Raw genomic sequence first — 24,320 nt, forward strand, 5'->3', positions numbered from 1 at the left:
GGCGACGCCAGAGGCGGTGACCTATGTGGAAGGGCGAGGTTCGCGGACCTCGCCCTTTTCGTATGCCCACGGCAAATCAGCGTCTTTTACGGCCGGTTAACCAGAAGTGGTCAATACGGCTTCCTCGAAGCACAGCCGAGTTTCGCGGGGCCGATTCATGAAGATGGAACCTATCCTGCCGTTCGCCGAGCGGACCTGCCCACGCCTCTCGGTGGTGGTGCCGTGCTACAACGAGGAGGCGGTCCTCCTCATGCTGGAAGCACGGCTTGCGGCTGCCTGTCGGGATCAGGTGGGCGAGGATTACGAGATTGTTCTCGTCAATGACGGTTCCACTGATCGCACCTGGCCGCTGATCTGTGTTCTGGCCGAGCGCAATCCGCGCGTGCTGGGCGTCGATCTTTCGCGCAACCATGGCCACCAGCTGGCGGTGACGGCGGGGTTGCAGGTTTGCCGCGGCGACCTCGTGATGATGATCGACGCCGACCTTCAGGACCCGCCCGAACTGCTGGGCGCGATGATCGCCAGGATCGAGGCGGGTGCGGATGTAGTCTACGGCCAGCGGATCGCGCGCCATGGCGAGAGTACCTTCAAGCGCGGCACCGCATCGGTCTTCTACAAGCTCCTCAATCGCCTCGCCGAGCAGGACATTCCTGTCGATACCGGGGATTTCAGGCTGATGACCCGGCGCGTCGTCGACCAGCTAAACGCCATGCCCGAGCGCTATCGCTTCATTCGCGGCATGGTGAGCTGGATCGGGTTCGAGCAGGTCGCGCTGCCTTACGAGCGCGCCGCTCGCGCGGCGGGGGAGACGCATTATCCGCTGCGCCGCATGATACGCCTCGCGTTCGATGCGATCACCAGCTTCTCGACGGTGCCGCTGCGGATTGCCTCGCATCTGGGCATGCTGACGGGGCTTGCGGGCTTCGCGATGCTGTCCTGGGCGATCTGGCGCTGGTTCGAGGAGGGCACGATCGTCGGCTGGACCAGTATCATTGCAGTGATGCTCATCATGGGCAGCATCCAGCTGATCATCCTCGGCGTCTTCGGCGACTACCTCGGACGGCTTTATATCGAGAGCAAGGGGCGGCCGCTGTTCATCGTGCGCGAGGTTCGCAGCCAGTCGCGGGCGAGCGAGCGCGGGGTCATGCAGGTGCCGTTGACGGTCGCCGCCTTCGATCCGCGCGGCTGACGCGCTGGACATGACGACAATGATGGCCGCCTTGCGCTTCGGGCTGGTGGGCGTGCTCAATACGCTGGCGGGGCTGGCGGTCATCTGGGCGCTGCTGCGATTGGGGGTAGGCGACTATCCGGCCAATGCCTGTAGCTATGCGGTTGGCGTGTGCCTGTCCTTTGTGCTCAACCGGGTCTGGTCTTTCTCGGTACGCGGGCCGGTCGCGGCCGGGGAAGTGGCGCGCTTCCTGACCGTGTTCGCGCTGTCCTATGCAGCCAATCTCGGCGTGCTGACACTCATGCGCGGGCTCGGGTTCGCGCAGAGCCTGATCGGGCAGGGCGCGGCGATGGCGGCTTATTCGCTGTGCTTCTTCCTGCTCTCCCGCCACTTCGTGTTCACCCCCGGACGGGCTGCCCGGTGATTACACAAACCGGGGCGATCCCGCTGCGCTGGTGCGCGGCGCTGGTGCTGCTGGCCGTGGTCCCGCTACTCTGGCCGGTGGTGCCGCCGCTGACCGACCTGCCCGCGCACATGTCGCGCTACATGGTGCAGATGGACGGCGGGCACAGTGCCGATCTGGCGCAGTGGTACAGCTTTCGATGGAACCTGCTGCCCAACCTCGGCGCGGACCTGCTGGCATGGGTGTTCGAGCCGATAGTCGGCCTCAGGCTGGCGGTGAAGGGCATTGTGATCCTGATCGTCGCGCTGCAGGTGGCGGGCTACCTTTGCCTTTCCCGCGCCGCGCATGGGCGCGTGGCGATGTCGGTGCTGTTCGCGGCGCCGCTGGCGCTGGGCAACCCGTTCCAGTTCGGCTTCCTCAACTTCACGCTGGGGATGGCGCTCGTCACGCTGGCGCTGGCCTGGTGGATCAGCCCGTCGATGGCGGAGCATCCGCGTCGGCGCTGGCTGGTGTTCTGTCTTGTCGCCTGCGTCATATGGGTGTGTCACCTTGCAGCCTGGGCGACGCTGTGCGTGCTCGTTGGATGCTGCGAGTTGGTGGCGCGTTTCGAGCGGTCCGGGCGATTGCTGCCCTCGCTGAGCGGCGGCTTCCTCGCCAGCACCTGTCTGCTGGTGCCGCAGCTTGCCAGCATGGCATGGCCGCACCCGACCGGGCACCTGCCGAACGAGAACTGGTTCCGGATGGGGATCAAGCTCTATCACCTGATCAACGTCTTCGCCGACCGGTGGGAGGCGTGGGACTATGCCTGCGCGGCCCTGCTGGCGGGGCTGATCGTCGTGGTCTGGCGCTCGCCGCGTTTCGCGCTTCACAAGGGGCTGGCACTGGGGACGCTTGTGCTGTTGGGGCTGTTCATGGTGATGCCGGGCACGATCTACGGCTCGGCGTACGCGGACATGCGCCTGACGCCGACGATCTATGCCCTCGCGCTGATCTGCGCGTGTCCGATCGACCTCGGCGCGGGCAGGCAGAGGCTGCTGCTGGTCGCGGGGATCGCCTTCACCGCCCTGCGCCTCGTCGGTAACACGGTGAGCATGGCCGCCTGGGACGAGCAGATCCGCGAGGAGCAGGCGGTGGTCGAGCAGATCCCGCGCGGCTCGCAACTGCTGACCTTCATTGCGCTGCCCTGCGTCAACTTCATCCAGCAGCAGGCGCGCCTGCGTGACGTCCATCTCGCCAGCTATGCGATGATGCGCCGCCATGCTTTCGCCAACGACCAGTGGGCGATGCCGGGCGGCCAGCTCATGAGCATCGACAACCCCGCCGCCGGCCCCTTCTTCGATGCGGCGACTGGAGCGCTGGTCGGCGAGAGTTGTCAGGGGTTCAACCAGCTTCTGGCAGCGGTCGACCGGGTTCCTGCGGGTATCCCACGGCTCTGGGTAGTCTGGCATGCGCCCGAACTGCCGCTGCGCGGATGGCAGCCGGTAGTGCGTGCGGGCGATTCGGTACTCTATCGCCGTTCCTCCGAAACCAGGTGATCGGATACATCTTCTCCGTCGCGCCTGAGCGATTATAGCAGGTGTTCAGCATTTTCCGTTGACTGTGCGGCGGCTCGGGGCCAGCCAATGCATACGAAAACGAACGGGAGATTGCCGCCGATGACCAAACCCCTTGCAGGAAAAGTCGCGCTCGTGACCGGGGCCTCGTCGGGCATCGGCGAGGCGGCGGCGCTGTGCCTGGCGGAAGCCGGTGCGGCTGTCGTCCTGTCGGCGCGCCGGACGGAGCGATTGTCGCGCCTAGTCGCCCGGATCGAGGCGGAGGGCGGAACGGCGCTGGCCATTCCGGGTGACATGACCGTGGAGGACGACGCGTGCCGCGCGGTGGGGGAGACGGTCGAGAAGCTGGGGCGCATCGACATCCTGATCAACTCGGCAGGAATCATGGAGGCGGGGGGCATCGAGAACTGCGACACCGCGATCTACCGGCGAGTCATCGACATCAACCTGATGGGCACCGTCTATACCTGTGCTGCCGCCGTCCCGCACATGCTGGAGCAGGGGGAGGGCGACATCATCACCATCTCCTCGCTCGCCGGTCGCAAGGGTGGGCCAATGACCAGCGCCTATTCCGCCAGCAAGCACGCGGTCAACATGATGACGGATGGCATGCGGCAGGAACTGGGCGCCCGCAACGTCCGCGTCACGACGCTGATGCCGGGCGCGACCGAGACCGAAGTGGGCGACAACATCTCCGATCCCAACTGGCGCGCCGCGATCCAGGCGCATGTGGCGAAGGAAGGTGCGGTGAAGCCCCGCGACATCGGAGAGACCATCGTCTTCATCCTCGCCATGCCGCGCCGCACGAACATCTCGGAAATATCGATCCGGCCGACGATCGACACATCGGCTTGAAGGGAGAAGGAAAATGGCGGGAAGGCTTCAGGACAAGGTCTGCATAATCACAGGTGCAGGTTCCGGGATGGGGCGCGCGATGGCGCAGCTGTTCCATGCGGAAGGAGCCAGGCTGCTGCTGGCCGACATTTCGGGCAATGAAGACGAGGTTGCGGCCGATCTCGGTGGCGATGCCGTCTCGATCCATTGCGACGTCTCCAGCGAGGCGCAAGTCCAGGCCATGATCGCCAGGGCCGAGGAGCGTTTCGGTCGGCTCGACGTGCTGTGCAACAATGCCGGTTTCGGCGGCGGGATGGGACCCCTGCATACCCAGACGACCGAGTTGTGGGACAAGGTTCACGCCACCAACATTCGCGGCGTCTTCCTGGGCATGAAGTACGGTATCGAATCCATGCTGAAGACGGGCGGCGGTGCGATCGTCAACACCAGTTCGGCTTCGGCGGTGGTGGGGTGGAAGCACCACGGCGTCTACAGTTCGGCCAAGGCGGGCGTGCACCAGCTCACCAAGGTCGCGGCACTCGACTATTCGGACCGGAACATCCGTGTGAACGCCGTGGCCCCGGGCACCATGTGGACCGGACTGGTCGAGGCATCGAAATCGCACGACGCGCCGCCGGAGGGCTTTCCCACGCTGGCCGGGATACCGATGGGCCGCTGGGGCCGCGCCGAGGATATCGCCTCCGCCGCCCTGTTCCTCGCCAGCGACGAGGCCGCCTACATCACCGGGGTGATTCTGCCGGTGGACGGTGGCTATTCGATCGGCTTCTCGGGCATGGGCGCGGAGCGTCCCGGCATCGTCAGCGCCAATAGCGACGGCACCTAGAGCCAGGGCGCGACCGTTATTCCCGCCAGCGAAGGGTCGGCCCACAGGTATTCCGTGAAGTGGCCGATCCTCTCGCGTGTATCGACGTAGCAGAAGCAAATCCCGGCTTCGGCGGACGGTTCGGCGGGGAACTGCAGGGCCAGCGCGTCCCCGCTCGCGCGCACGTCGTGGAGGAGGGCCCCCCATTCTGTATAAGGTCCCGGCACGGCGATACCGATGTGGTGAAAGGCGAGGACCTGCGCCGAAAGGTTCACCGCGTCGGTGTAGATACCCGTCACGCCCGACACCGGCTCGATGATCTCGAACTGGCGCAGGCCGCGAGGGCCAGCGACGTTGGCGATCGCGGATTTCACGCCCAGTCTGCGGCGTTCTCCGTAGGACAGCACCTCGATCTTGGATTCGCTGCGGCGCAGGCCGGTGATCTCCAGCTGCGTCTCGGCATGGGCGAGGGCCGCGTCCATGTCGCGCGTGGCATAGCTCATCTGGACGAGCTGGCCGTAGCGCTTGCCGAGATGCGTCATGCGCCCTGTTTCACGGGGATACGGTAGCGCTCGATATAGTCGGCGAACGCGGCATGAACCCCCTCGCGCGTGAGGCCGTAGCGTTCCAGCGAGTAGTCGTGCTTGCCGTGCTTGCCCTTGGGATTGGCTGCCATGTAGGCTTCCATCCCGGCCGCTGCCTCTTGCGTGAACGGCTCGCCGAAATGGTCGTAGATGCTGCGACAGGTGCCGATGGGGTCTTTCATCACATCGACGTACTGGACGTCCAGAATGGCATCCGCACCATGGGCGGCGCGGAATGCGTCCTGCCGCTCGATCATCAGCGCGAAGGTCTCCATAAAGGTCCGGCCGATGCCTTCCAGGTCGATCTCGTCCGAATAGATCCGCCGCACGTTCTCGATCAGACTGCCGATGGATCCCAGTACGTCGGCGGGATCGCGGTGGGTCATGACCAGCTGCGCGTCGGGGTAGACCTCGTACAGCGAATCCAGAAACAACGGGTGCCACGGGTTCTTGAGCGTCCATCGCCCTCCCGTCTCGGCCTGCAGGAGCTGCAGCAGCCGCTTGTGGAAGCAGAACGCCGGACGATAGTCGGCCTCGTGCAGCAGCCAGTGGCGATAGCTCGGAATGTCGGCCTGCGATTCGAACACCTGCGCACAGAACGAGTAGGTCGTCGAGAACTGGCACTCGGTCGGGCTATGCGCGTCCTCATAATGGATAGCGGCGATCTGCGGCATGTATTGCAGCGAGGCCTGCGTCTGGTCCTGCATCGCCTTCCAGCGAGGACCGGCAGCCAGTTCGTGGAAATGCGGCGGCGGCACCGGATCATGCGATTCCCAGCGCAGGAACGAGCGGCGCTTGGGGTCGGCGGCGAGCAGGTTGATGACCAGAGTGGTCCCGGTGCGCGGCAGGCCGAAGACGAACATCGGCTTTTCGACGGGGCGCTCGAGGAGTTCGGGATGACGGGCCAGCCAGTCTTCGATCCGCATGCGGCCCGCCATGTACTTCACCAGATCGCGCTGCGCGAGCTGCGTGCCGCGCTCGGTGAAGCGTGCCTCTTCGGCATAGGCATCGATCAGCCTCTGTAGTCCTTCCAGTGCGGCCGGGTCGCCGATTTCGGTCAGTCCGGTCTGGCTGCGTGCAGCCGCGATCACATCGTCCACAGTCATGGCGGCGCATCTCCCTGTTCTTATCGTCCCGGCGGTGATGAACAGCGGTGTTGCCGATTGCAAGGCGGTGCCCGCTTCTTCAAAATTCCCTCAAGGCGGCGAGGTCGCGATCAGGAGAGGTGAAAACCATGGATTTGAGCGAGGCACGGCACGCCTTCGTCACCGGCGGGGCGAGCGGCATCGGCCTAGGTATCGTCGATGCGATGGTCCGCAGGGGCATCCGGGTGACCATCGCCGACATCGATGCAGAACGCCTCGACGCGGTGCTGGGCGATCGGGGCGAGGCGGTGCACGGCGTCATGCTCGATACCCGCGACCGGGACGGTTGGGCACAGGCCAAGGCCGAGGCGCAGGGCGCTTTCGGGCCGGTCGACGTACTGGTCAACAATGCCGGCATCGCTCCCAACGGTCGCGAGTTCGCGGATATGGACCCTGCCAGCTTCGATCGCATCGTGGCGATCAATCTCACCGGCATCGCCAATGGCGTCTTCGCTTTCGCCTCCGACATGCGGGCGAGAGGCAGGGGGCATATCGTGAATACGTCCTCCCAGGCCGGTCTCACCGCGAGCGTGCCCGGCGTGGGGGCCTATGCCGTCGCCAAGTTCGGCGTGACCGCGCTTACCGAGGCTCTGCGGCAGGAGATGGCACCGCATGGCGTCGGCGTGTCGCTCCTTTGCCCCGGCTATGTCGCCACGAACCTCGCCGAGAACACCCGCAAGGTTGGGGGCGAGATCCGTCAGTATGCGGGGGCGATGCCGCTCTCCAGCGTGACGCCCGACCATGTCGGCGCGATGGTACTGGCGGGCATCGAAGCCGACGAACCCTGCATCGTCACTCACACCCGCGTCTGGCGCAGCGTCGAGCCTCGCTTCGCGGCGATCCGCGCCGCCTGCGAGCGGCGGGATGCGAGTGAAGGGGCAGCCGCATGACCGAAGACCGCCTGGCCCGGATCGAGGCACAAAGCGCCATCGCCGATCTCGTTCACGGCTATGCCCGCGCCGTGCGGCGAGAGGCCTATGAGGACATTTCAAAGCTTTTCGCTTCAACGGGCACTTTCGAGGTCCGCTCCGGTGCGCCGGACCGTGCCGAACACGTCGTGCGCCAGCGGTTTGACACTCCGCAGGCACTGGTTGCGTTTCTGCTCGAAGGAAAGGGAAGGCCGCATCCGGTGCCGCTGATCCATAACCTGATGATCGAGGTCACGGGCGATACTGCGCGGGCCAATGCGATGATGGTGGCGCGGATCACTGGCACTGACAAGGAGGTCACCGGCGAATATCACGACCGATTCGTGCGGCTGGACGGCCGGTGGCTGTTCGACGCGCGGATCTACACCGTCTTCGCATCCTGAGCGCGCATCGCACCGATCCCGCAAGGCGCCCGCATTGCATCGCGCCCTTGCTGCGCGTAGCAGGCGGGCATGATCGCGCACGTCGAACCCTTCCACGCCACCACCATCGGCCGTCTCGCCTACGAGCTCGCCGCCGAGGGGCGCGACGTGATCCACATGGAATACGGCCAGCCCTCGACGGGGGCTCCAGCTGCCGCCATCGCCGCCGCCCACGCGGTACTGGATGCAGAGGCGGGCGGATACTGGGAAAGCCCGGCACTGCGCGAGCGGATCGCGCGTCACTATGCCGAAGCTTATGGCGTCATGGTTTCGCCCGAGCAGGTGTTCCTGACCTGCGGCGCATCGCCGGCCTTCGTGCTGGCGCTGTCGTGCCTGTTCCGTCCCGGCGCGCGGGTGGCGCTCGCTCGCCCGGGCTACGTCGCGTACCGCAATGCCATGCGCACGCTCTACATCGAGCCGGTCGAACTGCCCTGCGGGCCGGCCGAGCGCTATCAGGTCACTGCCGCCGCGCTCGACGCGCTCGACCCGGCGCCGGAAGGACTGATCCTCGCCAGCCCGGCGAACCCCACCGGGACCGTCATCGCGCCCGAGGAGCTTGCGGCCATCGCCGAGGTTTGTGCGCGCAAAGGCATCACCGTCATCTCCGACGAGATCTATCACGGACTGACCTACGGCATGACGGCGGACTCCGTGCTGCAGCACGTGCCGGAGGCCCTGGTGGTGAACAGCTTTTCCAAGTGGTTCTCGATGGCCGGCTGGCGACTGGGCTGGCTGGTCGTCCCGCCCCACCTGATTGACGCGGCGCGGGCGCGGATCGCCAACCTGTTCCTGACCCCGCCGGTGCTGGCGCAGCATGCCGGGCTGGTAGCCTTCGACTGCGTCGAGGAACTGGAAGGACACCACGCGAGCTACGCCCGTAACCGCGAGCTTTTGCTGGCGGCGCTGCCTCGCCTGGGCCTGCAACGGATCGCGCCGCCGGACGGTGCCTTCTATATCTGGGCCGACATCCGCCACCTGACCAACGACAGCTTCGCCTTCTGCCGCCAACTGCTTGCCGACACCGGCGTCGCCACGGCGCCCGGCATCGACTTCGATCCGGTCGACGGCCATCGTTTCATCCGCCTGAGCTTCGCGGTCTCCACACCCGAGATCGAGGACGCGATCGAGCGCATGGTCGCATGGTTTGCGGCACGCCAGGAGATTGTCGGCGCCTGACACAAGCGCACTGATGTGATCCTTTGTGGATCATAATCAGGGGGCGGCGTGTCGACTTTCGTTCGGGTCCATGGCGGCGGGCACGGCGGCTGGGGCTACAAGCCGGTAGCGCAGCGGTTGCGGGCGCTCGGGCACGATGTGTACGCACCGTCGCTGAGCGGCCTTGCCGACCGCGCGCACCTTTTAAGCGCCACGATCGATCTCGACACTCACATTGCCGACATCGCCGGGCTTCTGGATTTCGAGGATCTCACTGACGCGATCCTCGTCGGCCACATTTATGGCGACATGGTCATCACCGGCGCGGCGGACCGCAAACCCGAACGTGTCGGCCACCGCGTCTATCTCGACGCGGCCTATCCGCGCGACGGCGAATCACTTTGCGAGCACGCTTACGAAGCCATCCATGGCGCCAGGCAAGGGTTGAATGAGATCGACGGCGTGCGAGTCGTTATGGCGGCGATGCCCGGCATGGCCGCATTTTTCGGAGTGACCGATTCGGTGCTGGGACCATGGATCGATGCCCGGTTGACCGTCCAGCCATGGCGATGCTTCGAGCAGAACCTCGTGCTCACCCGGGAAGCCGCGATGCGCGCCATTCCGGAGAGCCATATCGTCTGCACCTCGACAATATCGGGGCGTGACATGAAGTTACTGACCGAGAGATCTCACGGCAGGATCTGGGATATAGAGACTGGACATGACCTGATGCTTACCGAGCCGGACTGGGTGGCTGATAGACTTGACGCGATAGCGCGGCTCTAGAGGCGGTTTCCCTAAGGGGATTTCCGCAAGGAGTCTGCGCAGCCCTGAATACACGGGTGTTTCACCTAGCCTCTATAAGATGTAACAAGGTGGGACAGCGAATCCGGGCTATATGGAACTGCGTATTGACGCCGGGCCACGTCTGGTGACTGTGGCGCACCCTTCGGACGCGAAAGAAAACGATAAGGCAATGGCAAGTACTTCGAACAATGTCGGCGGCGATCGCGCTTATGCGAGGCGTCTGCGTGACTTCCTCCACGATTGCGCGGGCAGTGCCGCGTGCGAGGAGATCGACCGTATTCGCGAAGCGCTGGCCTTGTTGGACGGCGTCGGCATCGACGGTGCCATACCGCTCGACCGTGTGCGTATCGATGCGATGCTCGAATGCGGCGCGGCGATGAGCGCCGTGCTTGAGATCATCGGCCCGGACATGCCCTTCATGCTGTCGCGCGGCAGTCACGACACCTGCCTTGCGACCGTGGTGCCGCCGGGCGGCTCCGAGGAGGCCATTGCTGAGGGCTCGACGCTTGCGCTGGCGATGCTGGCCGGGCACGTCGCTGCGGTGCTGGCGAAGGGCGAGCGCGCGCCGCATGCCGCTGATGTCCAGTTGGCCTCGACTTCCATCCGCCTTCACTGACAGCCTGAACCGGCAGCCGGGCTGACAGGTTTCCCCGAACTGTCCCGTCAGAAGCCCGGCCGGGAGGGGATGACGACGGGTGCGCCGTCCACTTTGGTGGTGACATAGGCATTGACGACCGAAGGGCCACACCGCGATGCTCGCACGGGCCAACCAGAGCCAGCAGAGCGTCCTCTCGCTGCTGCACTAATAACGCAATGTTATGTAGAGCCTTCCTGTCCCGGAAGATTCGAAAAGGCCGTGGTTCCTCATGGTCCGAGCTTTCTTGCGTTGAAAAAGATCCACTCTCGTTCCCTCCCGCTTGCGGAAGGGAACGAGGGTTGGTCGTTTGCGACCTAGTCGCAGCGGGGTGGGTTGGCCGTTGCCCGCATCTCTACCGTGTCCAGCCCGCCCCAACGGAACACGGCCCAGCTCAGTAACCAGCACATCACGAACAGGCCGATGATCAGGAATCCCAGCGTGTTGAACTGCTCCGAAAGCGAGGCCGCCCCGGACCATACGCCGCCCTCCAGCCCGAATTTCTCCGACAGCAGCGCGGCGGTCTGGATCGAGCCGATCACCAGCGCCACCATGGCGGAGATGGCCGTGATGACGATGTTGTAGTAGAGCTTGCGGATCGGCTTGACGAAGGCCCACTCGTAGGCCCCCAGCATGATGACGCCGTCGGCGGTATCGACCAGCGCCATGCCAACTGCGAACAGCGCCGGGAATACAAGTACCGAGCCCAACGAAATCCCGTCTGCCGCATGGGCGCCGGACAGACCGAGGATGGCGACTTCGGTGGCGGTGTCGAAACCGAGGCCGAACAGGAAACCGAGCGGCGCCATGTGCCAGGCATGGCGCACCAGCCGGAACACGGGGCGCAGGATTCGCGCGATCAGCCCGCGCCCGGCGAGCAGCATGTCAAGGTCTTCCTCGGCATAGGTCCCGCCGCGCCGTACTTCGACGAAGCGCTGCCAGACCCCGCGCAGGATCGCGAGGTTCATGATCGCGATCAGGAACAGGAAGGTCGCCGAAATGATCGTGGCGATCACCCCGCCCGAGCGGCCGAACGCCTCGAAATCATCGAGAGTGCCTGCTGCCAGCGCGATGGTAGTCGCGGCGATCAGGACAATGGCGGAATGGCCGAGCGCGAACCACAGGCCCACGGTGATCGGGCGCTGGCCCTCCTGCATCAGCTTGCGAGTGACGTTGTCGATGGCGGCGATGTGGTCGGCGTCGACGGCGTGGCGCAGGCCGAGGCTCCAGGCGAGGAGGGCGGTGCCCAGCATCACCGGGCTGGCGTGGAACAGGCTGAAGGCCCAGCCCCAAACGAGGAGGTTGGCGGCGGCAAGTATGGAAAAGAGCACAGTTATCCGGCTCTTTAGAGGGGTTTTCGCAGGCGACATCGGCGTCATGATCCGTCTTCGCGTCGGCGACCTGACGGGGGACTGCCGCGCCGTCGGCGCGGTCGGCACGGGAGGCCCCGGACGGACGCGGCAGCGCCCGGCGTACCTCGCGCCGATGCGGCCCCCGCCGCACGTTGCGTCGCTCAGACGGACAGTTCCGTGCCGCGGCCATCCCCTGGACCAAGGCAAGAGCGACCGGACGCAGGCAGGTCTCCTGGCTCGCGGGTCATCGCTTGATGCATGGCCTTCCCGTGGCCTCGCATGTCGCAGCGTCCGGCCCAGTGGCTGCCGGTGTCCACCTTCGGGGCACCGGCCTATGCATCGTGCTCGCCACTTACAGTTGCAGGGACAGCCCCGGATTTGGATGAGAACATCCTCACCGCGTTCCCTTTTAAGCCCCTTGCGGGGCACCGGCGCGATCTTTGTCGAAAGGCTCGGGATGAGCGCTTCGACGCGGCTTTCCTAATCGCGCGGCCGTCCCGCCGCAAGAGGCGCGCGCTATTCGGCGATGTTCATGGCGTAAATGCGCCGGGCGAAGCGCCAGCGCCCGCCGTGGCGGACGAGTTCGTCGTCGTAGCGGGCGGCGAATTTCATCACCTTGCCTTCGATCCGGGCGATTTCGCGCACGTGGCAGCGGCCCTTGGCAGTGTCGCCCGAAACCTGGATCGCGCCGGGCATGGCGAAAAAGACCATCGCCTCCATCGTGGCGAACAGATCGTCCCAGGTGCGGGAGAGGGCCTCGTGGCCCCGGACTTCGGCGTGGCTGGTGATCCACTCGGCATCGGGCGCCCAGCAATCGAGCCACTGCGCCTTGTCGATCCGCGATGCGGCGTCGGCGTACGTCTCCATCAGTTCGCGGATGGCGGCGCGGTCCTCGGCGGGGCCGGTGAATTGCATGAGGCTCTCCCTTTTGCGGGGAGGGTGTGGTGATGCGGGAGGCGAAGCAAGGGGAGGGGCATCGCGGTGGCAATGGATGCGTTTGGGCTCGGGGCTTCGACAAGCTCAGCCTGAGCGGGTTTGGAGGTTTGCGCTACTGCCGCTCACCCTGAGCTTGTCGAAGCCCCAGCAGTCAGTCGCACCTCCTCAATCCATCACCGACACCGAAATCCGCCGGTTCCTCGGGTCATGCGGGTCGGTGGGGATTAGCGCTTCGTGGTCGGCCGCGCCCTCGATGCGGTGGAAGCGGTCTTCGGCGATGCCGTCGTGCATTCCCTGCCGCTGGCACTAGTGGTGGAGCCCAGCACTTCGCGCGCTCGCCGCGCTGCTGTGCCTGGTCCCCTCGATCTCCGAATGCCTGCGGCGCAGCCGATCGAAGTGATCGACGAGATCGGCTGCGCCGGCCGGCCCCATGATGCGATGGGCCTTTCCGCCCCCGTTGAAGAAAGCGCCTCCGAAGAAAGTTGGGTCGCATGAATATCGACCAGATGTCCTTTTCCGCCCGCAGCGCTAACGAGGGCAACGTGGCCGACCGGGTTCGCCGCCTCCTGCCGATGGTTAAGCGGTAAGCCTGGTACGTCCACGGCATCGGGCCGCCCGGAGAGGATCTAGCGCAGTTGGGCCTGGCGGCCCTCACCGAATGCGTGCAGATGCACGACCTTCAGACCGAGGACGGCTTCGCCGCCTACGCCAAGATGCGGGTGAGGGGGGCGATGTTGGACCTCGTGCGCCGCGCCGGGCACGCGCGGGACGTCCGAGCGACGCCGCATGCTGGCCGACAAAGAGACGCAGCTCCGGGGCTGGCTCGGCCGCGATCCGAGGCCCGACGAACTGGCACAGGCGATGGGCATTGGCGAGTGCGAATTGGTTTCGCTGCAGGACGCCGCCCGCCCGATGCGCTTCGAGCCGATTGACAAGGTCTATTCCGATCAGTCGATGACCTGCGCCACGGAAACGCCTGACAGCTTCGCGATGCTGGTCGATGTCGAGATGCGCGGCGCGGTCATCGCGGCGATCACCGACCCGCCGGATCGGCTCAAGCTGATCGTGCAGCTCTACTTCGTCGAGGAACTGAACCTAGCTGAGATCGCCGAGGTCTTGCAAGTTTCGATCCCGCGTGTGCACCAGCTGAAAGCGCAGGCGATCGACAAGCTGGGAGAGAGCCTGAAAGGCGTCGCCGAAGTCCTCTGACCGGCACAATCCGGGGATTCGGACGAGGGCGGCGAAATTAATCGCACCCACAACCCCTTGGGGCTGCACTTTTTCCTTGCCCCCACATATTCCTGTGGGAAGATGATTCACGCACTCGATTTGCGCGCGATCTTGCCTATCTCTGGCCTTTCCGCCCAAGCGTGAAAGCGTTGTGGGTGAACGCAATTTCAGACGATCCACCGGAGCCGCCCATGTCCCTTCTCGAAGCCCGCAAGACCTACAAGCCCTTCGAATATCCCTGGGCTTACGACTACTGGAAGATCCAGCAGCAGGTCCACTGGCTGCCCGAGGAAGTGCCTCTGGGCGAGGACTGCCGCGACTGGGTGCAGAACATCTCGGAGCATGAACGCAACCTGCTCACCCAGATCTTCCGCTTCTTCACGCAGGCCGACGTGGAAGTGCAGGACTGCTACCACGAGAAGTACGCGCGCGTCTTCAAGCCGACCGAGATCAAGATGATGCTCACCGCCTTCTCCAACATGGAGACGGTGCACATCGCCGCCTATTCGCACCTGCTCGACACCATCGGCATGCCCGAGAGCGAGTACGGCGCGTTCCTTGAGTATTCGGAACTCAAGGACAAGCACGACTACCTGCAGAAGTTCGGCGTCGACAACGACGAGGACATCGCCCGCACCCTGGCGATGTTCGGCGGCTTCACCGAGGGCGTGCAGCTGTTCGCCAGCTTCGCGATGCTGATGAACTTCCCGCGTTTCAACAAGATGAAGGGCATGGGCCAGATCGTCTCGTGGTCGGTGCGCGACGAATCGCTGCACTGCGAAGGCATCATCAAGCTGTTCCACGCCTTCTGCGAAGAGCGTGGCTGCCTCACCAAGGCGGTGAAGGACGATATCGCCGACCAGTGCCAGACCACGATCCGTCTCGAGGACAACTTCATCGACCTCGCCTTCGAGCTGGGTCCGGTGCCGGGCATGACGCCCAAGGATATCAAGAAGTACATCCGCTATATCGCCGATTGGCGCCTCGGCCAGCTGGGCATGAAGCCGATCTACCTGATCGAGGACCATCCGCTGCCCTGGCTGCAGCCGCTGCTCAACGGCGTCGAGCACGCCAACTTCTTCGAGACGCGCTCCACGGAATATTCGAAGGGCGCGACGCGCGGCGACTGGAACACCGTGTGGGCCAACTTCGACTCGCGCAAGAAGGTGCGCGCGAACGACGAGCCGCTGGTGGACGACGGTTCCGAGCCCGGCCTGTTCGGCGAAGTGGCGGCGGAGTAAGTCGTATCGGATCGGGAATGGGGGCAATTTTTCCTCCATTTCCGCCGGACTGGGGCTCATTTCTCGTATTCTGCCGGATGTTTCCGGCCTCCCGCAGCGGGTAGCTCTTGGCAACCGGCGTGCTTCATGCGCATTTCTCCTGAGAATTCTGTCCGGAGAAACGGTCTTGCCCCGTACCATGCTGCTGCTGAGCGCGCTTGCGCTCGCTCCTGCAATCACCGCCCCGCCGGCGCTCGCCCAGACGTCGGCCCCCGTCTCCGCCGACAGCAAGGCGGGCAAGCGCGCCCTGCTTGACGAGAACGCGGTCACCGTGCGCAATGTGTCCCGCGAAGAACTTGTCCACGGACTTCCGCTCGTCGATGACGACGGCTTCGCCATCGGCACCGTCGAACGCCTCGCCGGTAATGAAGTGGTCCTCTCGGACGGGACGGCCGAGTACCGTGTGCCGTTCACGCAAGTCTATGCCTTCAGCAAGGACGGCGCCGATCATTACGCCAGCCGCACCCCGAAATCCCGGCTCAAGCCCGAACCGATCGTCGCCTCCGCTCCGCCTCCGCCGCCGACCGATGCCGACGAGGACTGGGAGAAGCTGGGCCCCGAGGGTGGTCCGCTCCCGGACGAACAGGACGAACCGGAGGCCGCTGCGCCTGCGGACGTGGCGCCGGATACGGCTGCAACGCCCGGCAACTGACCGGGCGATACCCGCTCCCTTACGCGGAACCATCATGAAGGAGGCCGCCGCATGTCCCATAACCCGACCCTGATTTTCCTGCCGATGCTGGTGGTGGTCGCGCTGACGTTCGTGGCTTTCGTGCGCATGGCGGTCGCCCGCACCGGTATCATCAAGTCGATGGATCCCGACTACTACCGCGCGCACATCGGCCCGCCCGAGCCCGAAAGCGCCCGCGCGGCGGTGCGGCACTATGACAACCTGTTCGAACTGCCGACGCTGTTCTACGCCGCCTGCCTCACCGCTTTCGTGGTGGCGGTCGTGGGACGCTGGACGCTGATCTTCGCCTGGGGCTACGTCGCCGCGCGGGTGGTGCAGAGCCTGATTCACATGACCTACAATAACCCGGCGCACCGGGGCGGGGCCTTCGTTCTGGGCATGCTGTTCACGCTCGCCTTGTGGATCAACCTTGCGGTGTCGATCTTCGCCCGCCTGTGATCGGCCTGAATTTGACGGACGTTCTGTGGGTGCTGGCGGCGGGGCTCAACCTCGTCGCCTTCGCTGCTTTCGGCATCGACAAGGCCCGCGCGCGGCAGGGAGAGCGGCGTATCCCGGAAGCGCGGCTGCTGCTTCTGGCGCTCGCGGGCGGGACGCCCGGCGCTTATGCCGGGCGCCGGGCCTTCCGGCACAAGACGCGCAAGCAACCCTTCGTCGCTCAGCTCCACACCATCGCCGCGGTGCAGGCGGCGGGTCTGGCGTACCTTGCGTATCTTGCCTTTTGAGAAGGCGCCGCCCGCAACCGCCTCATAAAATCGTCATTGCGAGCGTAGCGAAGCAATCCAGGGCGGAGTTCAACAGCCTTGGACTCGCAACGACGGATGGGTCTGAATTCTAGACCAGCCAGCTGCCCGGATTGGGCATCGGCACCTGCTTCTGCGCGTTGAGGATGCTCATCACGCAGCGCACGATCACAAGCACCGACACGGCGATGAGGATCGGGATGCCGATCAGCACCAGCGTCAGGATCGTGCCCACGACCATGCCGAGGAAGAACAGCCAGAACGTGCGGATCGCATATTCGTAGTGCGACACCTCCCATGCGGCCTTCGCGTCCCCGCGCCAGGCATAGGCGAGCACGACGCCGACGATGCCCGTCACTCCGGTCACGTAGGATGCGAGATAGAGCAGGTTTATGATCGTCGGCTGGTTGAAGTCGAAACCCGACTTGGGCGCCGAACTCGCGGGTCTTGGGTCGAAGTCGGTCATTGGTTCTTCCTCCTGTTTTCCCCTGAAGGGAGGGTGCCTTCATTGGGCCGGGCTGGCAAGTTCACTGCGACTTCTTCCGTTCGCGCGCCTTGACGCGGCGGATCTTGGCGAGGTCGCCTTCGAGGATCGTCAATGCGTCGCGCTCCGCTTCGGAGAGCCGGGCCGTGTCGAAATGGGCGATCAGCACTTCCAGGGCATCGCCGATCCGGCCCAGCTGGCGGCCGTAACTGCCGACTTCATCGAGGATCGCGCGCTCGGTCTCAGGGTACCTGGTTTCGCCGATATTGACGTTGACCAGCCCGACCTGCGAGCCCTCGAACGTCCAGGTCCAGGGATTGATCGCCTGCCACAGCTTCTCGGGCGCGAGGCTGAAGGTGGGCTGGAGGGACATTTCGGCCATCGCGTTTCTCCGGGAATGGGGACGCGGACAAGAATGCCGCAGGCGGCGGCGCCTGTGCATGACGAATCCCGTCACATCCTTGCGGTAAAAGCGGTGGCGCAGGCGCGCCCGGCCGTTTAGAGGACTGCGCCATGAGCAGCGAAATCAGTGGCCAGGCCGGCCCCGAAACCGGCAGCGAAACCGTTTCCTTCGGCTATGAAGACGTCGCGGCCGAGGACAAGGAAAGCCGCGTCGGCGCCGTCTTCTCCTCCGTCGCGCGCAAATACGACGTGATGAACGATGCCATGTCGGTGGGCATGCACCGCTTGTGGAAGGACAAGTTCGTGCGCCGCGTGCGTCCGCGGCCCGATGAGCAGATCCTCGACATGGCGGGCGGTACGGGCGACATCGCCTTTCGCATGGAAGCCGAGGGCGCGGTGGTCACCGTCTCGGATATAAACCAGGACATGCTCGACGTCGGTATCGAGCGCGCGATGGAGCGCGGCATCGACACGCTGGTGTGGTCGCGCCAGAACGCCGAGGAACTGAGCTTCCCGGCCCATTTCTTCGACGCCTACACGATCGCCTTCGGCATCCGGAACGTCACCCACATCGACAAGGCGCTGGCCGAGGCGCACCGCGTGCTCAAGTTCGGCGGCCGCTTCTTCTGCCTCGAATTCTCGACCACCGAATGGCCGGGCTTCAAGGAAGTCTACGACGCCTATTCGCACAAGCTGGTCCCGAAGATCGGCTCGATGATCGCCGGGGACGCGGATTCGTACCGCTACCTGATCGAATCGATCCGCCGTTTCCCGCCGATGCCGGAATTCGAAGGGATGATCCGCAAGGCCGGGTTCAAGCATACCAAGGTCGAGCCGATTCTCGGCGGCCTCGTCGCGATCCATTCGGGCTGGAAGGTCTGACGATCCGGTGACTTCCACCCCCGTCCACATCGCGCGTCTCCTCAAGTGGGGCCGCGTCCTCGCGCGCCATGGGGCGCTGCGCGGGATCGAGAACGACCGCAATGCCCCGGCGCCGGTCAAGCGCCTGTGCCGGATCGCGCGCTTCGGCACGCGCCAGCCGGCCGAGCCCGACTATGCCGGCGCCTTCCAGGAGATCGGCCCCGCCGCGATCAAGCTGGGGCAGGCGCTCGCCACCCGGCCCGACCTCGTCGGCGAAGGTCCTGCGCACAACCTGCTGACCTTGCAGGACAGCTTGCCGCCCGTGCCCTTCGCGGCGATCCGCGCGCAGATCGAGAGCACCTTCGGCCGCCCGCTCGAGCGCATCTTCGCCTCGATCGAGGAAACTCCGGTAGGCGCCGCCTCGATCGCGCAGGTCCACCGCGCGGTTACGCCGGACGGGCGCGACGTCGCCGTCAAGGTGCTGCGTCCCGGCATCCGCGAGCAGTTCGCGCACGACGTCGAGACGTACGAATGGGCCGCAGCGCATCTCGAGGCGCTTGGCAACGAAGCGGCGCGGTTGCGTCCGCGTGCCGTGATCGCGAACCTCAAGCGCTGGACCCAGCGGGAGTTCGATCTTCGCCGCGAAGCCGCCTCGGCCTCCGAACTCGCCGATGCGATGAAGGGGATCGAGGATTACCGCGTTCCCGATATCGACTGGGACCGCACCAACGGCTCGGTGCTGACGGTCGAATGGATCGACGGCATCAAGATGAGCAACCTCGCGGCGCTGCGCGAGGCGGGGCACGACATGCCCAAGCTCGCGCGCAGGCTGGTACTGACTTTTCTTACGCAGGCGATTGCCTGCGGGTTTTTCCATGCCGACATGCACCAGGGCAACCTGTTCGTGCAGGGGGCGCCCAATGGCGAGAACGGCCATACCACGATCGTCGCGATCGACTTCGGCATCATGGGCCGGATCAACCGTCAGGCGCGGCTGTGGCTGGCGGAAATCCTCTACGGCCTGACCACCGGCAATTACCGCCGCGTCGCTGAAATCCACTTCGAGGCGCAGTACGTCCCCAGCTATCACACGGTCGAGGAATTCGCGACCGCGCTGCGTGCCGTGGGCGAACCGATGCGCGGCAAGCCGGTGTCGGAGCTGTCGGTCGGGCAGATGCTCGACGGGCTCTTCGCGATCACCCGCGATTTCGACATGGCGGTGCAGCCGCACCTGCTGCTGCTGCAGAAGACCATGGTGATGGTCGAAGGTCTGGCCACCGCCCTCGATCCCGAGATCAACATGTGGGACGTCGCGGCGCCTTTCGTGAAGGACTGGATCCGCGACGAACTCGGCCCTGAGGCGGTGATCGTCGACCGGGTGCGCGAGGATATCGAGACGCTGATGCGCCTGCCCGCGCTGGTTCGCCGGATCGAGGACCGCTTCCCGCCCAAGGGCGGCGCGCCGGAACAGGCCCCGCTGCCGGAGGTGGAGCTGATCTGGGAGCGCCGTAAACGCGAAAGTAACCACTGGGGTGGCTATGCTCTGGCCGCAATCCTTGGGGGCGCGGCGGCGTGGGCACTGACGTACTGGACTCTTCTGCACTGATCGACCGGGGCCGCTTTGCGCGGCTCTCGCCCGGACTTGCCCGGCTTGCGCTGGCGCTGCTGGCGCTGGTGCTGGTCGCCTCGATGATCGCGCCGACCAACAAGCCGGGCAATCGCTCGCCGTGGGAGGGTGCGGTCGAAGGGCCGGTGGACGCGGGGGGCCAGGCCGTCATCACCCCGGACAAGCCCTATGACGAGGACCTCGCGCTGTACGAGGTCGCCATCGCCCGCATCCAGAAGGGCGAGAACTACTACGACTTCATCGTGCCCGAGCAGAGGGCGCGCAATTATCCGGTCAACCCCGGCATCGCGGTGCGCCTGCCGACGCTGGCCTATATCGACGCGATGCTCGGCGAGCGCGGCCAGATGGCCGCGGCGATGGCGCTCATGCTGGGAATCGTCGCGGTATGGTGGCGCCGTCTGGGCGTGGACACGGACGATGCCGGCCGTGTGCAGCGTCTGGGTGCCGCTATGGTATTCGTGGGTGCCTCTCTGCAGCTCAACCGGCACTATTTTCCGTTGCATGAATTGTGGGCGGGGGGGCTGATCGCGCTGTCCTTCGGCCTGCACCGGATCGGCCGGGACGGACAGGGTGGGCGCTGGATCGCGGCCTTCCTCTGCGCCGCGCTGGCGCTGGCGATTCGTGAACTGACGCTGCCTTACGTGCTGCTCATGGCCGCTTTCGCGCTGTGGAACCGCAACTGGCGCGAAAGCGCGGCGTGGGCCCTGCTGATCGCGGTGTTCTTCGCGGGGCTCGCCTGGCACCTCTCGATCATCGCGAGGGACGTGCTGCAGAGCGACCCGCACGGCCCGGCATGGCTGGTCATGCGCGGCATGGCGGGCTGGCTGGTCAATGTGGTGCAGTCGAGCAACTTGCGCTGGCTTCCGCACTTTCTCGCGGGTCCTGCGGTGGTGCTGATGACTTTCGGCTGGCTCGGCTGGCGCAGTCGCTCGGGGCTGGCGGGGTTCCTGCTTTGCGCGGGATACGGATTTGCGTTCACGCTCGTCGGGCGGTGGGACAACTTCTACTGGGGGGCGATGATCGCGCCGGTCATGTTCGCGGGGCTTGTCTTCGCGCCGCGCGCGGTGATGCAACTGGTCGCGGCGGCCCAAGGGCCTGTGCCAAACTGATTGCGCCCATGCTCACGCTGTTGCAGAAGCCCCAGTCATGAACGGACCGCGCATTCTGCTGATCGTGGGCGGCGGCATCGCTGCCTACAAGGCCTGCGAACTCGTGCGCATCATCCGCCGCGAAGGCGGCTCGGTGACTTGCGTGCTGACCGAGGGAGGCGCGAAGTTTGTCACTCCGATGACGCTTGCGGCGCTATCGGAAAACCCCGTCCACACGACGCTCTGGGACCTCAAGAACGAGGCCGAGATGGGCCATATCCAGCTCAGCCGCCAGGCCGACCTCGTGGTCGTCTGCCCGGCGACGGCGGACCTGCTCGCGCAGATGGCGGCGGGCCTGGCGGGGGATCTGGCCACCACGCTGCTGCTGGCGACCGACAAGCCGGTGCTCGCGGTTCCGGCGATGAACGTGCGCATGTGGCTTCACGCCGCGACCCAGCGCAACGTCCAGACCCTGCGCGATTCCGGCGTCGAGGTGATGGAGCCCGACGAGGGCGCGATGGCCTGCGGAGAATACGGCCCCGGCCGCCTGCCCGAACCGGCGGAAATCTGGGAGCACATCGCCCGCTGCCTCGGCCATGGCCCCGAAGGTATCGTCGGTGACGAGCCGGGCGGCCTTTCCGCCACGATGATCCCACGCGGGCCGCGTGCCGTACCCGCCAGCACTTCGCCGCTGGCGGTCAAGGGCAGTGCCCGGGCGGCGCCCGCCACCGATCCCGGTGCACTCGAACTGATCCCGCTCTCCGACGAGCCGCTGCGGCTTTTCGGCAAGCACGTCCTCGTCACCGCCGGACCTACGCACGAGCCGATCGACCCGGTGCGCTACATCGCCAACCGTTCCTCGGGCAAACAGGGCTTCGCCATCGCCGCCGCCGCCGCCGAGGCGGGCGCGCGGGTGACGCTGGTGGCAGGGCCGGTCCACCTGCCGACCCCGCCGGGCGTCGATCGCGTCGATGTCGAGAGCGCGCTGGAGATGGCCGAGGCCATCGACGCCGCGCTTCCGGCTGACGTTGCGGTGATGGTTGCCGCCGTTGCCGACTGGCGGGTGGTGCGCTCGGCGGACCAGAAGCTCAAGAAGGACGGCGGCGCCATCGCGCCGCTCGAACTGACCGAGAACCCCGACATCCTTGCTGGCCTTGCCCATGGCCTGCGCCGCCCGCCGCTGGTCGTCGGCTTCGCGGCGGAGACGCAGGACGTCATCCGCTATGCGCAGGCCAAGCGTGTGCGCAAGGGGGCCGACTGGATCGTCGCCAACGACGTCTCCGGCGACGTCATGGGCGGCGACGCCAATACCGTCCACATCGTCATGGCCGACGAGGTGGTTTCCCTTCCCGAAATGCCCAAGGGGGACGTCGCGCGCGCCCTCGTCGAAAGGATTGCCGATGCACTCGCCGAATGAAGTCCCCGTCATGGTCAAGGTCCTGCCGCACGGGCAGGGGCTGGACCTGCCCGTCTACGCCACCGAAGGCGCGGCGGGCATGGACGTGGTCTCGGCCGAGGACGTGACGATCGCGTCCGGTGGGCGTCATGCGGTGGCCACCGGCCTCTCGGTGGCGATCCCGGTGGGTTACGAAATTCAGGTACGCCCGCGTTCGGGCCTTGCGCTCAAGCACGGCATTTCGGTGCCCAATTCGCCGGGGACGGTGGATTCGGACTACCGGGGCGAGGTCAAGGTCATCCTCATCAACCACGGCGCCGAAGGCTTCGACATTCGCCGCGGCGACCGCGTCGCGCAACTGGTTCTGGCGCCCGTGACGCGCGCTTCGTGGGTGGCCGTCGAGGAACTTGACGAGACGGCGCGGGGTGAGGGCGGTTTCGGCTCCACCGGCGGCGTAGTCGCGCTGGGGAGCTGATTCAGGTGGCGGAGCTGAACACTCCGCTCCACCACAGCAAGGCCCCGATCACCGCGACGAGCGACAGGATCAGCGAGGCGCATCCACCCCAGCCATAACGGTGGTGGATCGCTTCGGCGGTTGCTTCGATAAGGCCTTCGAAGATCCATTCAACGAGCCAGGACAAAAGCGTCAGTCCTTGCCCTTGCCGTCCCGCTCGCGCCGGGCCTTGCGCCACTTCAGGCCATACCAGCCCGCACCGCCGAGGCCGCCCAGCATCATCGCGCCCTTGGCCAGCGTCTCGAACGCAGCACTCAAGGCGCCGATGGTGACGCCCCAGAACAGCTGCGAGAGGATGGCCATGAAATTATGCATCAATAAATCCTATGGGGCGCCAGATAGCGCCTGACGCCCCATAGCAAAAGGACGGGCCCGCAATATTTCAGCGGACCCGTCCCTCGGTGTCTCCCACTCTTCGCAGGGGGGAGCCTGTCTGATTTCGTGCTTATTTCTTCTCGGGCGCGACTGTAATGCGGACGGTCTCTCCGGAGTTCCCGGGGAAATTCGTGAACATCGCTTCCACCAGATTGGGCACGACATACTGCAGGCGATTGGAGGTCGAGACGGCTTCCGCCTTGCCTTCGAAGAGGCGCTGGCCGTCTGCGGCGCGGTCGATCTTCAGGTCGATGCCGCTGGTGTAGATGGTGTAGGACTGAATGCCGTTGTCGAAGAACGGGTCGTACCAGCCATAGCGCCACGGGCCGCCCCAGCCGAAGCCGCGACCGTAGAACCCGCGGCCGTAGAAGCCGCCGCCATAGGGACCCCAGCCGCCCCACGGGCCGAACGCGCCTGCGCCCACGCCAGTGCTGCGCACGCGCTCACGGCCATTGTCGACGCCGTAGTCGAAGCGCACGATCAGCGTGGCCTTGGCCGGGTCTTCCACCGGGGTGTAGCCCAGCTTGGCCATGCGATCGCCGACCATCGAGGCATACTGGCTGAATTCAAGCCCGCCGGCGAGCTTGGGATTGTCCGCGACTATCGCGAAGCTCTGGCCCTGCGGGGCGGGGAGCTGGGTCGCGAAACGCGAAACGTCGGCCTTGAACGGCGTCGCGCACGCGGCGAGCGCCATGAGCAGCACGGCGGCAGCGGCCATTTTCAGCCGCCCTATCCCTTGGCCAAGCTGCGATCCGGAATGGTGTGTCATCATCTTTGCTCCACGAACCCGAAGAGATCCAGACGCCCCACTCCGGCGCGGCCTTCGATTCTTTTACGATACTGTCGTGAAATCAACGCCCTGAATAGAGGTTGAATGGACTTGGGCG

30 protein-coding genes and 1 riboswitch are annotated in these 24,320 nt (G+C 65.6%); of the genes, 21 read left to right on the top strand and 9 right to left on the bottom strand.

Translation table 11 applies throughout. The features are described from left to right. Positions 1–157: 157 nt before the first annotated feature. The 5 genes from QRN25_RS20090 to QRN25_RS20110 all read left to right on the top strand — a co-directional run bounded on the left by QRN25_RS20090 (position 158) and on the right by QRN25_RS20110 (position 4,802). Entirely contained in the window at positions 158–1,189 is a 1,032-nt protein-coding gene (locus QRN25_RS20090) for a glycosyltransferase family 2 protein (RefSeq protein WP_285021017.1), read from the top strand. A gap of 10 nt (positions 1,190–1,199) precedes the next feature. After that, positions 1,200–1,592 carry a GtrA family protein gene (locus tag QRN25_RS20095; RefSeq protein ID WP_271182086.1) on the top strand — a complete coding sequence of 131 codons (393 nt, stop codon included), beginning with the start codon at positions 1,200–1,202 and terminating at the stop codon, positions 1,590–1,592. Beyond that, positions 1,589–3,106: a hypothetical protein gene (locus QRN25_RS20100; RefSeq protein WP_285021020.1), complete on the top strand. Its 1,518-nt coding sequence runs from the start codon at positions 1,589–1,591 to the stop codon at positions 3,104–3,106. The genes QRN25_RS20095 and QRN25_RS20100 overlap by 4 nt, the downstream gene beginning before the upstream one ends. A gap of 120 nt (positions 3,107–3,226) precedes the next feature. After that, complete coding sequence (locus QRN25_RS20105) at positions 3,227–3,979, top strand: SDR family oxidoreductase (RefSeq protein WP_285021021.1); 753 nt, start codon at positions 3,227–3,229, stop codon at positions 3,977–3,979. A gap of 13 nt (positions 3,980–3,992) precedes the next feature. Further along, positions 3,993–4,802 carry an SDR family NAD(P)-dependent oxidoreductase gene (locus QRN25_RS20110; RefSeq protein WP_285021022.1) on the top strand — a complete coding sequence of 270 codons (810 nt, stop codon included), beginning with the start codon at positions 3,993–3,995 and terminating at the stop codon, positions 4,800–4,802. Here the strand turns inward: QRN25_RS20110 and QRN25_RS20115 are convergent. After that, positions 4,799–5,323: a P-loop NTPase family protein gene (locus QRN25_RS20115; RefSeq protein ID WP_285021023.1), complete on the bottom strand. Its 525-nt coding sequence runs from the start codon at positions 5,321–5,323 to the stop codon at positions 4,799–4,801. The two genes, QRN25_RS20110 and QRN25_RS20115, sit on opposite strands and share 4 nt — an antisense overlap. After that, the gene (locus tag QRN25_RS20120) at positions 5,320–6,471 is read right to left on the bottom strand and encodes a sulfotransferase family protein (protein WP_285021024.1); all 1,152 of its coding nucleotides are present in this window, start codon (positions 6,469–6,471) and stop codon (positions 5,320–5,322) included. Before QRN25_RS20120 ends, QRN25_RS20115 begins: the two co-directional genes overlap by 4 nt. Before the next feature lie 128 nt (positions 6,472–6,599). Between QRN25_RS20120 and QRN25_RS20125 the strand changes: the two genes are divergently transcribed. The 5 genes from QRN25_RS20125 (at position 6,600) to QRN25_RS20145 (ending at position 10,439) form a co-directional block, all read left to right on the top strand. After that, positions 6,600–7,400 carry an SDR family oxidoreductase gene (locus tag QRN25_RS20125; protein ID WP_285021026.1) on the top strand — a complete coding sequence of 267 codons (801 nt, stop codon included), beginning with the start codon at positions 6,600–6,602 and terminating at the stop codon, positions 7,398–7,400. Beyond that, entirely contained in the window at positions 7,397–7,822 is a 426-nt protein-coding gene (locus QRN25_RS20130) for a nuclear transport factor 2 family protein (protein ID WP_271182079.1), read from the top strand. Before QRN25_RS20125 ends, QRN25_RS20130 begins: the two co-directional genes overlap by 4 nt. 69 nt (positions 7,823–7,891) lie before the next feature. Continuing rightward, positions 7,892–9,037, top strand: coding sequence for a pyridoxal phosphate-dependent aminotransferase (locus QRN25_RS20135; RefSeq protein ID WP_285021027.1), 1,146 nt, complete (start codon positions 7,892–7,894; stop codon positions 9,035–9,037). Positions 9,038–9,085: 48 nt separating this feature from the next. Beyond that, positions 9,086–9,802 (top strand): alpha/beta fold hydrolase, encoded by a 717-nt coding sequence (locus QRN25_RS20140; protein WP_285021029.1) that lies wholly within the window; start codon positions 9,086–9,088, stop codon positions 9,800–9,802. Between the two features lie 190 nt (positions 9,803–9,992). After that, positions 9,993–10,439 carry a hypothetical protein gene (locus QRN25_RS20145; RefSeq protein ID WP_285021031.1) on the top strand — a complete coding sequence of 149 codons (447 nt, stop codon included), beginning with the start codon at positions 9,993–9,995 and terminating at the stop codon, positions 10,437–10,439. 335 nt (positions 10,440–10,774) lie between these two features. Here QRN25_RS20145 and QRN25_RS20150 read toward each other — a convergent pair whose 3' ends face one another. Further along, positions 10,775–11,827 (bottom strand): HoxN/HupN/NixA family nickel/cobalt transporter, encoded by a 1,053-nt coding sequence (locus tag QRN25_RS20150; protein WP_502910483.1) that lies wholly within the window; start codon positions 11,825–11,827, stop codon positions 10,775–10,777. A gap of 187 nt (positions 11,828–12,014) precedes the next feature. Further along, positions 12,015–12,257: riboswitch (cobalamin riboswitch) on the bottom strand. 68 nt (positions 12,258–12,325) lie between these two features. Then, the gene (locus QRN25_RS20155; RefSeq protein WP_285021035.1) at positions 12,326–12,724 is read right to left on the bottom strand and encodes a nuclear transport factor 2 family protein; all 399 of its coding nucleotides are present in this window, start codon (positions 12,722–12,724) and stop codon (positions 12,326–12,328) included. A gap of 255 nt (positions 12,725–12,979) precedes the next feature. On the opposite strand from QRN25_RS20155, the gene QRN25_RS20160 reads away from it, so the two are divergent. From QRN25_RS20160 to QRN25_RS20185, 6 genes are all read left to right on the top strand, one after another. Beyond that, positions 12,980–13,240: a hypothetical protein gene (locus tag QRN25_RS20160; protein WP_271182073.1), complete on the top strand. Its 261-nt coding sequence runs from the start codon at positions 12,980–12,982 to the stop codon at positions 13,238–13,240. Between the two features lie 291 nt (positions 13,241–13,531). After that, positions 13,532–13,954 carry a sigma-70 family RNA polymerase sigma factor gene (locus QRN25_RS20165; protein ID WP_285021037.1) on the top strand — a complete coding sequence of 141 codons (423 nt, stop codon included), beginning with the start codon at positions 13,532–13,534 and terminating at the stop codon, positions 13,952–13,954. A 212-nt stretch (positions 13,955–14,166) separates the two neighbouring features. After that, entirely contained in the window at positions 14,167–15,216 is a 1,050-nt protein-coding gene (locus tag QRN25_RS20170; RefSeq protein WP_271182071.1) for a ribonucleotide-diphosphate reductase subunit beta, read from the top strand. A gap of 166 nt (positions 15,217–15,382) precedes the next feature. Beyond that, positions 15,383–15,907: a hypothetical protein gene (locus QRN25_RS20175; protein WP_285021040.1), complete on the top strand. Its 525-nt coding sequence runs from the start codon at positions 15,383–15,385 to the stop codon at positions 15,905–15,907. Between the two features lie 51 nt (positions 15,908–15,958). Next, a complete protein-coding gene (locus tag QRN25_RS20180; protein ID WP_008833131.1) occupies positions 15,959–16,384 on the top strand; it encodes an MAPEG family protein in 426 nt (141 codons plus the stop codon). Positions 16,385–16,395: 11 nt separating this feature from the next. Next, positions 16,396–16,668, top strand: a complete 273-nt coding sequence (locus QRN25_RS20185) for a DUF1294 domain-containing protein (protein WP_285021043.1) — start codon at positions 16,396–16,398, stop codon at positions 16,666–16,668. A gap of 109 nt (positions 16,669–16,777) precedes the next feature. Here the strand turns inward: QRN25_RS20185 and QRN25_RS20190 are convergent, their stop codons facing one another. Together QRN25_RS20190 and QRN25_RS20195 are read right to left on the bottom strand one after the other, a co-directional pair. Next, on the bottom strand, positions 16,778–17,152 hold the full coding sequence (locus QRN25_RS20190; RefSeq protein ID WP_008833129.1) for a DUF4870 family protein: 375 nt from the start codon (positions 17,150–17,152) through the stop codon (positions 16,778–16,780). Positions 17,153–17,213: 61 nt separating this feature from the next. Then, on the bottom strand, positions 17,214–17,552 hold the full coding sequence (locus QRN25_RS20195) for a hypothetical protein (RefSeq protein WP_008833128.1): 339 nt from the start codon (positions 17,550–17,552) through the stop codon (positions 17,214–17,216). Between the two features lie 131 nt (positions 17,553–17,683). Here QRN25_RS20195 and QRN25_RS20200 point away from each other — a divergent pair, with 131 nt between their 5' ends. The 5 genes from QRN25_RS20200 to dut are packed head-to-tail and all read left to right on the top strand — an operon-like array spanning position 17,684 to position 23,019. Beyond that, positions 17,684–18,454: a class I SAM-dependent methyltransferase gene (locus QRN25_RS20200; protein WP_285021046.1), complete on the top strand. Its 771-nt coding sequence runs from the start codon at positions 17,684–17,686 to the stop codon at positions 18,452–18,454. A 7-nt stretch (positions 18,455–18,461) separates the two neighbouring features. Then, complete coding sequence (gene ubiB, locus QRN25_RS20205) at positions 18,462–20,039, top strand: 2-polyprenylphenol 6-hydroxylase (RefSeq protein WP_285021048.1); 1,578 nt, start codon at positions 18,462–18,464, stop codon at positions 20,037–20,039. Then, positions 20,006–21,169, top strand: a complete 1,164-nt coding sequence (locus tag QRN25_RS20210) for a hypothetical protein (protein WP_285021050.1) — start codon at positions 20,006–20,008, stop codon at positions 21,167–21,169. Before ubiB ends, QRN25_RS20210 begins: the two co-directional genes overlap by 34 nt. Positions 21,170–21,206: 37 nt before the next feature. Then, the gene (locus QRN25_RS20215; RefSeq protein ID WP_285021051.1) at positions 21,207–22,565 is read left to right on the top strand and encodes a bifunctional phosphopantothenoylcysteine decarboxylase/phosphopantothenate synthase; all 1,359 of its coding nucleotides are present in this window, start codon (positions 21,207–21,209) and stop codon (positions 22,563–22,565) included. Beyond that, entirely contained in the window at positions 22,549–23,019 is a 471-nt protein-coding gene (gene dut / locus QRN25_RS20220) for a dUTP diphosphatase (protein WP_285021053.1), read from the top strand. Before QRN25_RS20215 ends, dut begins: the two co-directional genes overlap by 17 nt. 1 nt (position 23,020) lies before the next feature. On the opposite strand, the gene QRN25_RS20225 is transcribed toward dut, so the two are convergent. The 3 genes from QRN25_RS20225 to QRN25_RS20235 all read right to left on the bottom strand — a co-directional run bounded on the left by QRN25_RS20225 (position 23,021) and on the right by QRN25_RS20235 (position 24,202). Beyond that, complete coding sequence (locus QRN25_RS20225; RefSeq protein ID WP_155986275.1) at positions 23,021–23,185, bottom strand: hypothetical protein; 165 nt, start codon at positions 23,183–23,185, stop codon at positions 23,021–23,023. 5 nt (positions 23,186–23,190) lie between these two features. Continuing rightward, a complete protein-coding gene (locus QRN25_RS20230) occupies positions 23,191–23,373 on the bottom strand; it encodes a hypothetical protein (RefSeq protein WP_008833122.1) in 183 nt (60 codons plus the stop codon). Positions 23,374–23,503: 130 nt separating this feature from the next. Continuing rightward, positions 23,504–24,202, bottom strand: a complete 699-nt coding sequence (locus QRN25_RS20235) for a DUF4136 domain-containing protein (RefSeq protein ID WP_488960532.1) — start codon at positions 24,200–24,202, stop codon at positions 23,504–23,506. Positions 24,203–24,320: the final 118 nt, after the last annotated feature.

It is taken from the genome of Novosphingobium sp. fls2-241-R2A-195 (assembly GCF_030209485.1).
In the GTDB taxonomy this organism is placed as follows: domain Bacteria; phylum Pseudomonadota; class Alphaproteobacteria; order Sphingomonadales; family Sphingomonadaceae; genus Novosphingobium; species Novosphingobium resinovorum.